The organism is Janthinobacterium sp. KBS0711 (genome assembly GCF_000988085.1).
Classification (GTDB): Bacteria; Pseudomonadota; Gammaproteobacteria; order Burkholderiales; family Burkholderiaceae_D; genus Janthinobacterium; species Janthinobacterium lividum_E.
On record NZ_LBCO01000024.1, the window covers coordinates 659,389 to 671,245 of the forward strand.

The 11,857-nt window shown below is 62.2% G+C and carries 9 protein-coding genes and 1 pseudogene; 1 reads left to right on the forward strand and 9 read right to left on the reverse strand.

The annotated features are described in order from the left end of the window. The 7 genes and pseudogenes from VM94_RS28245 to VM94_RS15630 all read right to left on the reverse strand — a co-directional run. A pseudogene (locus VM94_RS28245) lies at nucleotides 1–168 on the reverse strand (ribonucleotide-diphosphate reductase subunit beta); the annotation flags it as partial. Between the two features lie 92 nt (nucleotides 169–260). Further along, the gene (locus VM94_RS15605; RefSeq protein WP_034780261.1) at nucleotides 261–1,412 is read right to left on the reverse strand and encodes a ribonucleotide-diphosphate reductase subunit beta; all 1,152 of its coding nucleotides are present in this window, start codon (nucleotides 1,410–1,412) and stop codon (nucleotides 261–263) included. A gap of 224 nt (nucleotides 1,413–1,636) precedes the next feature. Beyond that, nucleotides 1,637–4,588, reverse strand: a complete 2,952-nt coding sequence (locus tag VM94_RS15610; RefSeq protein WP_046684237.1) for a ribonucleoside-diphosphate reductase subunit alpha — start codon at nucleotides 4,586–4,588, stop codon at nucleotides 1,637–1,639. 392 nt (nucleotides 4,589–4,980) lie between these two features. Next, nucleotides 4,981–5,592, reverse strand: a complete 612-nt coding sequence (gene ampD / locus VM94_RS15615) for a 1,6-anhydro-N-acetylmuramyl-L-alanine amidase AmpD (protein WP_046684238.1) — start codon at nucleotides 5,590–5,592, stop codon at nucleotides 4,981–4,983. Continuing rightward, nucleotides 5,570–6,643: a sigma 54-interacting transcriptional regulator gene (locus tag VM94_RS15620; RefSeq protein ID WP_052755780.1), complete on the reverse strand. Its 1,074-nt coding sequence runs from the start codon at nucleotides 6,641–6,643 to the stop codon at nucleotides 5,570–5,572. The genes ampD and VM94_RS15620 overlap by 23 nt, the downstream gene beginning before the upstream one ends. A gap of 119 nt (nucleotides 6,644–6,762) precedes the next feature. Further along, the gene (locus tag VM94_RS15625) at nucleotides 6,763–7,023 is read right to left on the reverse strand and encodes a PP0621 family protein (RefSeq protein ID WP_046684239.1); all 261 of its coding nucleotides are present in this window, start codon (nucleotides 7,021–7,023) and stop codon (nucleotides 6,763–6,765) included. Beyond that, nucleotides 7,020–7,823, reverse strand: a complete 804-nt coding sequence (locus VM94_RS15630; protein WP_046684240.1) for a cytochrome C assembly family protein — start codon at nucleotides 7,821–7,823, stop codon at nucleotides 7,020–7,022. Before VM94_RS15630 ends, VM94_RS15625 begins: the two co-directional genes overlap by 4 nt. A gap of 331 nt (nucleotides 7,824–8,154) precedes the next feature. Here VM94_RS15630 and VM94_RS15635 point away from each other — a divergent pair, with 331 nt between their 5' ends. Continuing rightward, nucleotides 8,155–8,694, forward strand: a complete 540-nt coding sequence (locus VM94_RS15635) for a hypothetical protein (RefSeq protein ID WP_046684241.1) — start codon at nucleotides 8,155–8,157, stop codon at nucleotides 8,692–8,694. A gap of 67 nt (nucleotides 8,695–8,761) precedes the next feature. On the opposite strand, the gene VM94_RS15640 is transcribed toward VM94_RS15635, so the two are convergent. Next, nucleotides 8,762–9,751 carry an ABC transporter substrate-binding protein gene (locus VM94_RS15640; protein WP_409929618.1) on the reverse strand — a complete coding sequence of 330 codons (990 nt, stop codon included), beginning with the start codon at nucleotides 9,749–9,751 and terminating at the stop codon, nucleotides 8,762–8,764. Between the two features lie 152 nt (nucleotides 9,752–9,903). Next, a complete protein-coding gene (locus tag VM94_RS15645) occupies nucleotides 9,904–11,850 on the reverse strand; it encodes a MacB family efflux pump subunit (RefSeq protein ID WP_082127732.1) in 1,947 nt (648 codons plus the stop codon). Between the last annotated feature and the right edge of the window lie 7 nt (nucleotides 11,851–11,857).

Sequence of the window (11,857 nt, forward strand, 5' to 3'; positions counted from 1 at the left end):
GCCCTTGAACACCGGCGCGTTCAGACCCAGCACGCCGCGCGGCATGGTGTCTTCCGCGTATGCGTATTCCAGTTCCACAGCTTTCATGAACGGATCCTTGATCTCTTCGCGGCAGGTCGTCATCCACGGCGGCGGGTTTTCCATCTTGATCGTGTTGATCAAGTAAATGTTCCGTCACAAAAGAAAAGCGCCGTCAGATGACGGCGCTTCGGCAAAACGGGATAAGGCACCCCGCCTTGTATTTTTACTTCAGTACTGGCTTATTCCCAGTTCAGCGCACCACCCGTTTGATACTCGGTCACGCGCGTCTCGAAGAAGTTGCGTTCCTTCTTCATGTCGATCATTTCGCTCATCCACGGGAATGGATTTTCTTCCTGGGCGAACAGCGGCTCGATGCCGATCTGCTGCGCGCGGCGGTTGGCGATGAAGCGCAAATAACCCTTGAACATCGGCGCGTTCAGACCCAGCACGCCGCGCGGCATGGTGTCTTCCGCGTACGCGTATTCCAGTTCCACGGCCTTCATGAACAGATCCTTGATCTCTTCGCGGAAGGCGGCCGTCCACAGCTGCGGGTTTTCCATCTTGATCGTGTTGATCAAGTCGATGCCGAAGTTGCAGTGCATCGATTCGTCGCGCAGGATGTACTGATACTGTTCCGCCGCGCCCATCATCTTGTTCTGGCGGCCCAGCGCCAGGATCTGCGTGAAGCCGACGTAGAAGAACAAGCCTTCCATCAGGCAGGCAAACACGATCAGCGATTTGAGCAGCTTCTGATCGTTTTCCACCGTGCCGGTGACGAACGCAGGGTCGGTCAGGGTGTTGATGAACGGGATCAGGAATTCGTCCTTGTCGCGGATCGACTTGACTTCGTTGTAGGCGTTGAAGATCTCGCCTTCGTCCAGGCCCAGCGACTCGACGATGTACTGGTAGGCGTGCGTGTGGATCGCTTCCTCGAACGCCTGGCGCAGCAGGTACTGACGGCACTCGGGCGCCGTGATGTGGCGGTAGGTGCCCAGCACGATGTTGTTGGCGGCCAGCGAGTCAGCCGTCACGAAGAAGCCCAGGTTGCGCTTGACCAGGCGGCGCTCGTCGTCCGTCAGGCCGTTCGGGTTTTTCCACAGCTCGATATCGCGCTGCATGTTCACTTCCTGCGGCATCCAGTGGTTGGCGCAGCCGGCCAGGTATTTGTCCCATGCCCATTTGTACTTGAACGGCACCAGCTGGTTGACGTCCGTCTTGCCATTGATGATGCGCTTGTCGTCGGCATTCACGCGGCGCGCCACTTGCTCGGCGTTCGCTTCGGACGGCTCGGCACCTGCCGGCAGGTTCAATTCAGTATTACCCAGTGGCGCTTGCTGCGCCGGACGCGGCACAGCTGCCGACGTGGTTTCATCATCCCAGGACAACGACATATTCTTCTTCCTTTCCATGCCGGCGAGCCGGCGATCCGCAACAGGCCCGTTGAATCGGACAATGCGGATATTGACAACATTGAATCAGCCCAGACGCTCTGGGCTGACAACTTTAAATTTTTTAAAAACCGTCGCGAGCAAGCCCGATATCGGGTCGAGTAGCGCAGCCGTACTTTAGTACGGTGAGCAACACAGAACCCGAGAGGGGGCTGCGCAGCAGGTTTTTACTGGCAGGCTTCGCACTCTTCGAAACCGTCATCACCTGGACGCAGGTAGCAGGCTTCGCCATCGGCGTCGTCCGCTGCCGCTGCCACCACTGGCGCCACGGCCACCGCTGCTGCCGCGACGACCGCTGCCTGGGCGCTTTGCGCGCTGGCCGACATGCCGCCGTCGACTGCCACGGCGTTCAGGGCGCCCGTCTTGGAAGTCGATTTCTCCATGTGGGTGGCGGCGATGGTACGCAGGTAGTAGGTGGTTTTCAGGCCACGCAGCCATGCCAGCTTGTAGGTCTCGTCCAGTTTCTTGCCCGATGCGCCAGCCATGTAGATGTTCAGCGACTGGGCCTGGTCGATCCACTTCTGGCGACGCGAAGCCGCTTCCACCAGCCAGCTTGGCGACACTTCAAAGGCGGTGGCATAGATATCGCGCAGGTCTTGCGGGATGCGGTCGATCTTCACCAGCGAGCCGTCGAAGTACTTCAGGTCGGAGATCATGACTTCATCCCACAGGTCGCGTGCCTTCAGGTCGCGCACCAGGTAGCCGTTGATCTCGGTGAATTCGCCCGACAGGTTCGATTTCACGTACAGGTTCTGGAACGTCGGCTCGATACAGGCCGATACGCCGATGATGTTCGAAATCGTCGCCGTCGGGGCGATCGCCACGCAGTTCGAGTTGCGCATGCCGAACTTGGCGATGCGTTCGCGCACCGGCGTCCAGTCCATGGCCGACGAGGCATCGACTTCCAGGTAGCCGCCACGCTCTTCGGCCAGCAGTTTCACCGAATCCTGCGGCAGGATGCCGCGGTCCCACAGCGAGCCGGCGTACGACTCATAGCGGCCGCGCTCTTCGGCCAGTTCCGTCGACGCCAGGTAGGCGTAGTAGCAGACGGCTTCCATCGAGGTGTCGGCAAACGATACGGCGGCGTCCGAGGCGAACGGCACGCGCATCATGTGCAGGCAGTCCTGGAAGCCCATCACGCCCATGCCGACCGGACGGTGGCGCATGTTCGAATTGCGCGCCTTGTCGACGGCGTAGTAATTGATGTCGATGACGTTGTCGAGCATGCGCATGGCGGTGCGGATGGTCTTGGCCAGCTTGACGTGATCGAGCTTGCCTTCCTTCATGTGCGCCGGCATGTTGACGGAACCGAGGTTGCAGACGGCGATTTCGTCAGGGCCCGTGTTCAGCGTGATTTCCGTGCACAGGTTCGAGCTGTGAACGACGCCGACGTGCGACTGCGGGCTGCGGATGTTGCAAGGATCCTTGAACGTGATCCATGGGTGGCCCGTTTCAAACAGCATCGACAGCATCTTGCGCCACAGGTCCAGCGCGGCAATCTTCTTGAAGACGCGGATTTCGCCGGCGGCGGCCTTGGCTTCGTAGCCCAGGTAAGCCTGTTCAAAGGCCTTGCCGACCTTGTCGTGCAGGTCTGGCGTGTCCGACGGCGAGAACAGGGTCCAATCGCCTTTTTCCATGACGCGCTTCATGAACATGTCGGGAATCCAGTTCGCCGTGTTCATGTCGTGCGTACGGCGGCGGTCGTCGCCCGTGTTCTTGCGCAGGTCGAGGAATTCCTCGATGTCCATGTGCCAGGTTTCCAGGTAGGCGCAGACGGCGCCCTTGCGCTTGCCGCCCTGGTTGACTGCCACGGCCGTGTCGTTGACCACTTTCAGGAACGGCACCACGCCTTGCGACTTGCCGTTGGTGCCCTTGATGTGGGCGCCCAGGGCGCGCACTGGCGTCCAGTCGTTGCCCAGGCCGCCGGCGAACTTGGCCAGCAGCGCATTGTCCTTGATGGCGTCGTAGATGCCTTCCAGGTCATCGGAGACGGTGCTCAGGTAGCACGACGACAGCTGCGAGCGCAGGGTGCCCGAGTTGAACAGGGTCGGCGTCGAGCTCATGAAGTCGAACGAGGACAGCAGGCTGTAGAACTCGATGGCGCGCGCTTCGCGGTCCGCTTCGTTCAGCGCCAGGCCCATGGCCACGCGCATATAGAACGCTTGCGGCATTTCGATGCGCACGTCCTGGATGTGCAGGAAGTAGCGGTCGTACAGGGTTTGCAGGCCGATGTAGCCGAACTGCAAGTCGCGGTCGGCGACGATGGCTTTCGCCAGGCGCTCCAGGTCGAAGCTGGCAAGTACCGGGTTCAGCAGCTCGGCGGCGATACCCTTGGCGATGTATTGCGGGAAATAGGTCAGGTATTCGGCGGCAGCGGCCGCTTGCGGCACTTCCTTGCCGAACACTTCCTTGCGCACCGTGTGCAGCAGGATGCGGGCCGTGACCTGGCTGTAGGCCGGGTCTTTTTCCATCAGCGCGCGCGCCGCCAGAATGGCCGACTTGTGCAGCTCTTCGACAGGCACGCCGTCGTACAGGTTTTTCACGGTTTCAGCCAGGATGGCGTCGGCATCGACATGCTTTTCCAGGCCGGCGCAGGCGGCGTTGATCAGGTCGCGCACTTCCTGCATGTCCAGCAGGCGGCGCACGCCGTTGTCGGTGACGTTCAGCTGGGGCGCGGTCACTTGCGCGGACGCGCCTTGCGCTTCCTTCTGCAAGCGGCGCTCTTCCATGTGCTTGGCGCGGTACAGCACGTAGGCACGCGCCACGTCGTGCTCGCCCGAACGCATCAGCGACAGTTCCACCTGGTCTTGCACGTCTTCGATATGGAAGGTGCCGCCGCCCGGATGGCGGCGCACCAGCGCGGCGACGACGCCGTCCGTCAGTTGCTCCACCAGTTCGCGGATGCGTGCCGAGGCTGCGCCCTGGCCGCCGTTAACGGCCAAAAACGCCTTGGTCATGGCGATGGCGATCTTCGAAGGCTCAAATGCCACCACCGCGCCGTTGCGGCGGATGATGCGATAGTCGCCCAATGCCGCGCCCGTGCTCGCCACGCTGTTGGCCGCGCCTGGCGCTGGCGATACTGGCGTTGGATGGATGGAAATATCTTGTGGTGATTGCATTGAAGCTCCCGTTGTCAGCTAAAGTCAGCCTGCAGTTTTGCTGCCGCGTGTGTTGTTGAATAGAACGCCCGATGGTCAGGGTTTCTTCAGATATTTGTTGCTAAATAGTAAATTAATAATGCATAAAACAGTGTCAGAATCCATCTCGCCACACCGCACTGCCCGGCTGGCGCGAAACACGATCAAGGGTGATAAACCGCCAGTTCCAGTGCTTTATCAGCAATCCGGGTAGCTTTGACAATAATTCTGAAAACGTCTGTGATGGCACTACATATAGTCTTTACGTCCAACTTCTGCACTAATTGTAGTACCCATCGGAGGGTGATGCAATAGTTTTCCGGCATCCGTTGGCGTAATTTTTTGTATTTTCATATACGATTTCGGTTGACTTTTCAGGGCATGGATGGAAAGCCCAATCCCCGCGAAGTAAGCGCTAACGCAGGCTGCCCGCGCAGGGTTTCCAGCCAGCATACTTGGTAAAAATGCCAGTCAAAAAATGGCCCCGGATCCGTCTTTCTCCCCGGCGCGATATGCTCGTGCCCGCGCACCTGGGACAGCCCGTAGCGCGCCACCAGCGCCGCCGTCAGCGCCGCCAGCACATGGTATTGCCGCTGCTGGAAGGGCACGTCGTCCGCGCCTTCCATTTCGATACCGATGGAATAGCCATTGCATTGCGGGCGTCCTTCGAACATGGACGCGCCCGCATGCCAGGCACGTTGATCAGTAGAAACATATTGCAACAACGCACCATCGCGCCGCACAAAAAAGTGCGCCGATACCTGCAAGCCACGCAGGTCGGCGAAAGAAGGATCGGCATTATAATCTACCCGGCCCGTAAACAAGTCCGACACATGCGGCCCGCCAAAGTGGCCGCCCGGCAAGCTGATGTTATGAATCACCAGCAAGTCGATTTGCGCACCGTCCGGGCGCGCATCGTGGTGCGGCGAGTCATAGCGCAGCGCGCCGTCGCACCAGCCGTCTTCATCTATCGTCCATCCGCTCATCAAGTAAAGCTTCCTGTATCGTCAATTTCTGCATGCGGTAACGCAACTGGCGCACGCTCAAGCCCAGCTGGCGCGCCGCCCGTGCGCGGTGGTAGCGCGCCTGCACCAGCGCCAGCATGATCATGTCGCGCTCGGCCTGGCGCAAATACACGTCCAGCGGCAGGACGGGGGCCACGCCATGCGCCGCCATGCCTGGCAGGCACAGTTGCCGTTCCGGCAAGTCCGGCAATGCCGGCGGCGCCCGCAAGGGCATGTCGCCCGCCGCCGATGGCAAGACCAGCCCGTCGAGCGCGATCACGCCGCCGTCGGCAAAGGCCAGCGCCCGCTCCAGCACGTTTTCCAGTTCACGCACATTGCCGGGAAACGCATGCGCGGCCAGGGCCGCCAGAACGGGCGGCGCCAGACTCACGGTCCGGCGTGGCGACAGGCGCGCGAGAATCACCTCACATAATACCTGCAGATCGCCGCGCCGCTCGCGCAGCGGCGGCAACACCAGCTCGATCACATTCAGGCGGTAAAACAGGTCCTGGCGGAATGTGCCGGCGGCCACGCCCCGCGCCAGGCCATGCTGGCTGGCGCACAGGATGCGCACGTCGACGGCTTCGTCGCTACTGCCGCCCAGCTTGCGCACGCGGTGCTCCTGCAGCACGCGCAACAGCTTTACCTGCATGGCCAGCGGCAGATCGTCGACTTCGTCGAGCAGCAGGCTGCCGCCGTGGGCCGCCTGGAACAAGCCCTGGCGCTCGTGCAGCGCGCCCGTATAGGCGCCCGGGCGGCAGCCGAAGAATTCCGCCTCCATCAGCGCTTCGGGAATGGCGCCGCAGTTGACGGCGATAAACGGGAAGCTGGCGCGCGCGCCCTGGGCATGGATGGCGCGCGCCGCCAGTTCCTTGCCCGTGCCCGATTCGCCGCGGATGGCCACCGGCGCGCCACAGCGGGCGATGCGGCCGATCTGCGCGCGCAGCGCCTGCATGGGCAGCGAGTTGCCGCTCAGTTGCGGCGCCGGCGGCATATCGCCGGCAGGATGCTGGCTGGGACTGGGACGGGACATGGAGGCGCGCCTTTCCGCAATGGCGGCGACGAACCGCCTGCTGCAGATGCTACGCCGGACGGATGCCGGAGGACGTTACGATACGGATGAGCAACGCGCGCGAACCTGCCGGCCTGCCCTTACAAGGTGGCGTGCGCGTGGCTGCAGTAATCGTGACCCTTGGCCTGCACGTTTTCCGAGGCTGGGTAATACACGCCGCAATGGGCGCAGCACAGCATCAGCTCGGCATCAGGCAATTCCTGCGGCCGGCCGGGCGGCGTAAACGGGTTCGGCTGCTGTTGCTGCTGCGCGCGGGCGCGCTGCTGCATGCCACGGATCTTGCTGCGGATCGCAAACAGCACCAGGAACACCAGCGCCAGCCAGAATAAAACACGTGTCATGCGAATCCTCGGTGTAAAACCACTTCCAGTACAAAACGGCTGCCGACATAGGCCAGCAGCAAGGTGGCGAAACCGGCCAGGGTAAAGCTCAGGGCCGTCTTGCCGCGCCAGCCGCGAAAGCGCCGGCCTGCCAGCAGCGAGGCAAACAGCAGCCACGACAGCATGGTAAACACGGATTTGTGATCCCAGTTCAAGGCCTTGCCGAACAGTTGCTCAGAAAACACGATGCCCGACAGCACGGTCAGGCTGAGCAAAATAAAACCCAGGCCAATCATGCGGAACAGCAGCTTTTCCATCGTCAGCAAGGCTGGCAGCTGGTCCAGCGCCGTGCCGATGAAGCCACGGCTTTCGCTGCGCGTATGCAAGCGCGATTCCTGCAGCGCCATCAGCACGGCGTGAAAGGCGGCAATCGTCAGGGTGCTGTAGGCGAGCACGGCCACGGCAATATGCCAGCCGAAGACGGCCGACTTGCCTTCCATGCTGACCTGGCTGCCAGGGAAGGCCCAGGCCAGGCCGATGGCGAGGACGGCGCTGGGCATGACCATGCGGCGCAGGCCATCCAGGCTGAAATTGCGGTTCTCTATCCAGTAGGCGCCCACCGAAACCCACAGCGCGGCCGACAGCATGGCGGAAAAACCAAAGCGCAAGGTGCCCGGCGCCATCAGGTCGAACCACAGGGTGGCGGCGTGCGCCAGCCAGGCGACGCCAGTCAGGCCGGCAATGAGCCGGGCACGGGACGAGGGAAGCACTGCGCACGCCGCGTACAACAGGGCGGCAATGAAAAAGAAATAGATCTGCATAGTTTAAGTTTACACCATAGCCGGCAAGCGCGATTCAAGCGGCAGTATGGGCTGCAGGCAATTTGCCGCCAGCCGATACCGCAAGCCTGCCATGATATCGCGCCTCGGCCGCGGCGGGGTGGCGCAGCCTCAAGATTTCAGCAATCTTTCCTGCGGCACACTGCCGCCGCGTCACGGCCACGTTGCCATCTGGATGAGGCAGTCCTATAATTATGTCCATAGAGCAACAATCTTTCACCTTTCGCCACTCGCCCCCACCGCCATGTTCTCTTTCAAAAAAATGTCCTGGACCTGTCTCCTGCTGGCTGCCTGCACTATATTAAGCGGCTGCATGAAAGATGCGCCTTCCCAATCCACGTACGAAGAGTATTTCCGCACATCCGTCCAGAGCTATGACCTGTACAAGGAGTACTTCGACATCGCGAAGCTGGAAAAGCTCAACGGCTGGAAAGAGAACGAACAGTATGAAATCAAGGGCTCGGCCGTGCTGCGCGCCAAGGTGGGCTACCTGGAATTGCTGGCCGACGTGGCCGACAAGCTCGAGGCGCAGGCAAAGACGGATGGCTCCGTGGGCATGACCATGGGCCTGGGCCTGATGGCGCGCGGCATGAACGGCGAAAACAAGGTCTTCCGCGACTTCTGGGTGCAGCAACAGGAAAAGAAGGCGATTCCCGCGCCGCTGCTGGCGCGCCAGGCGGCGATGACGGCCGAGCGTTTCGACAACCTGATGCAATGGTCGGACCAGCTCGTGCAAAACAATTACGGCGCCATCATCAGCCGCCAACTGAAGAAGGGCGATGAACTGACCCGCATCTACACGCTGAGCTTCCGCCAGACGGAAAAAGGCTGGATGGGTTTTAACGCCCGCTAAAGCCACTCCTCCACAAAAAAACCTCCGCGCCATCGCTGGTGCGGAGGTTTTTTCATGGCTGCCTGATTTACTTCACGTTCAGGCTCTTTTTCGCCTGCTCCAGCAAGTCCGTCTTGACCCAGTCCTTGGCCACGGGCGGCTTCGTCATGCGGCCCACGCCCGTTTTCACCATCACATCCGTGGTGATCTGGATATGCTCGGGCGAGATGTCGTACGAATACGGCGAATTGCTGATCGCGTCGTCGAAGTCATCCTTCGTGATCTGGCCGCGGAACACGACTTCGCGCACATATTTTTCCGCCGTCGCCTTGTTGTCGATAAAGGTCTTGGTGGCTTCGACGAAGCAGCGCATGAACTTTTCCGCCACGGGACGGCGTTCCTTGTAGAATTTTTCCGTCATCACCATGGTCCGCACGGGTTCGCCGATCGGCGTATCGTACGGTTTGATGACTTCGGTGCCGAAACCCTTGTTGATCGCCTGCGACGACTGCGGCTCGGACTGCATCATGGCGTCGATATTCTTGCCCATCAGCGCCTGGTTCAAGTCGGCATAGGCGAGAAATACCAGCTGCACGTCCTTGCCCTTGGTTTCCGAATACGTCAGGCCCGCCTGCGACAGCTCGGCCAGCAGCAGCACTTCCTGGATGCCGCCGCGCGTCACGCCCACGCGCTTGCCCTTGAGTTCCTTGACACTGGTAATCTTTTGCCCCGCCCCGCCCACCAGGCGCGCGCCGCCCTTGGCAAAACCGGCCACCACATAGATCGGCGCACCGCCGGCGCGGCCGGAAATGGCCGCTTCGGACGCCGTCGCGCCCACGTCCAGCTCGCCCGCGATAATCGCCTGCATCACGTCGAGGCCCTTGGCGAAGATATGCTCTTCGACCTTGATGCCGCACTTGGGCGCGATTTCCTTGATGTACGACACGGCGCCGTAATGGGCGAATTTCAAATTACCCAGGCGCACGACTTCCTGCGCCTGCGCCTGCACGGCGCCCATGCCGAAGGCCAGCATGAGGGCGGCGGCGATACCGGTCTTCAAAGTTGATTTTTTCTGCATCGGGTTCTCCTGTGGTGGTTGGTGTGTGCCCGCAAAGGCAAAACTACGCGAAACACTGCTTTTATTATCAGGAGATAGTACCGCGTGTTGGAGCCAGGGCAACATTTTTTTGCCGGCAGCCACGCTGCCGGCGTTGTTATTACTGCCTGTTATTACTGTCCCGCCAGCGCCACGACCGGATCAAGTCCCGACGCCTTGCGCGCCGGCATGAAGCCAAACACCAGCCCCGTCACCACGGCGCAGGCAAACGCACCGGCGATGGCGCTCAGGGAAAAGATCACGGGCACGTCCCAGACCAGCAGCAAGCCGGCCACCGTCACGCCGACTACGATGCCGGCCACGCCGCCCACCACCGACACCAGCACGGCTTCCGTGAGGAACTGGCGCAGGATGTCGCGCCGGCGCGCGCCCGTCGCCATGCGGATGCCGATTTCGCGCGTGCGCTCGCGCACCGTCATCAGCATCACGTTCATGACGCCGATGCCGCCCACCACCAGCGAGACGGCCGCGATCAGGCTCAGCATCATGGTCATGTTGTCCTGCGTCTTGGCTTCGGCGGCGATCGACGCGGCCGCGTTGCTGATGCCGTAGTCGCGGATGCGGTGGCGCTCGAACATGGTGGCGTCGACGGCCGCCTCCACTTCCGTCACGCGCTTGACGTCGTCCACCGCCATGACGGTGTACGTGGGCTCGCGCTGGCCGAAGACGCGGATGCCGGCCGTGGAAAACGGCAGCAGCAGCACGTCGTCTTCATCCTTCTCGCCCGTCAGCGCGCCCTTCGCGCTCATCACGCCGATCACCTGGAACGGCACGTTGCCGATCAGGATGCTCTGCCCCACGGGATTGGGCACGTCGGGCATCAGCTTTTCCGCCAGGTGCGCGCCCAGCACGGCCACCGTGGCCATCTCGCGCTCGTCTTCCTCGGTAAAGAAGCCGCCCTTGGCCACGGGCCAGGTCTGGATCTGCGGCAGGGCTGGTCCCGTGCCGCGCACATAGGTCTGCACGTCGAGGTTGCCGTGGCGTATTACCTTGTTGCCCGTGACATTCGGCAGCACGTGGGAAATGCCCGGCACGTCCTTGAGCGCATCGAGGTCGGCCAGGGTGATACTGCGCCCGGGGATGCGCGAGCTTTCGCCGCGCGACGCCATGTACAGCAGGTTCGAGCCAAACGCGCCCAATTGCGCCATCACCTGCTGGCGCGTGCCCAGGCCGATGGCCAGCATGACGATCACGGAAGCGACGCCGATGACGATGCCGAGCAGGGTCAAGCCCGTGCGGAAGCGGTTGATCCACAGCACGCGCCATGCCGCGCGCGCCGCGTCGAGCAATTCCGTGCCCAGCGACGCACCGGTATCGTGCGCGGCGCGCGACATGTCCAGCGGCGGCAGGGCCGTCGACGTGGCGGGAATGGCGATGGCGCCCGAATCTTCGATGATTTCGCCATCGCTGATCTCGATCACGCGGCGCGCCTGGGCCGCCACCTTGCGGTCATGCGTAATGAGGATGATGGTGTGGCCCGCGTCGGCCAGTTCGCCCAGCAGGGCCATGACTTCGGCCCCGCTGCTGCTGTCTAACGCCCCCGTCGGTTCATCGGCGAGGATGATGCGTCCGCCATTCATCAGCGCGCGCGCGATCGACACGCGCTGCTGCTGCCCGCCCGACAACTGGTTCGGCCGGTGGTCTAGCCGCTCGCCAAGGCCCAGGCGCTTGAGCAGCGCTTCCGAGCGCGCATGGCGGGCCGCCGCCGGCATGCCCGCGTACAGGGCCGGCACTTCCACGTTTTCGCGCGCCGATTCCGTGGCGATCAGGTGATAACCCTGGAAGACGAAGCCGAACGCTTCGCGCCGCAGCCACGCCAGTTCATCGGGATTCAGGCTGGCCACGTCCTGGCCGGCGAAGCGGTACGTGCCGTCGCTGGGGCGGTCCAGGCATCCCAGCAAATGCATCAGGGTCGACTTGCCGGAACCGGACGCACCGACGATGGCGACGAATTCGCCGGCGCCAATCGACAAAGTCAGGCCGCGCAGCACTTCCACGGCCGGTGCGCCGTCATGGCCGCCGTAGCGCTTGCGAATGCCCGCCAGTTCAATCAAAGGCACCGGCTGG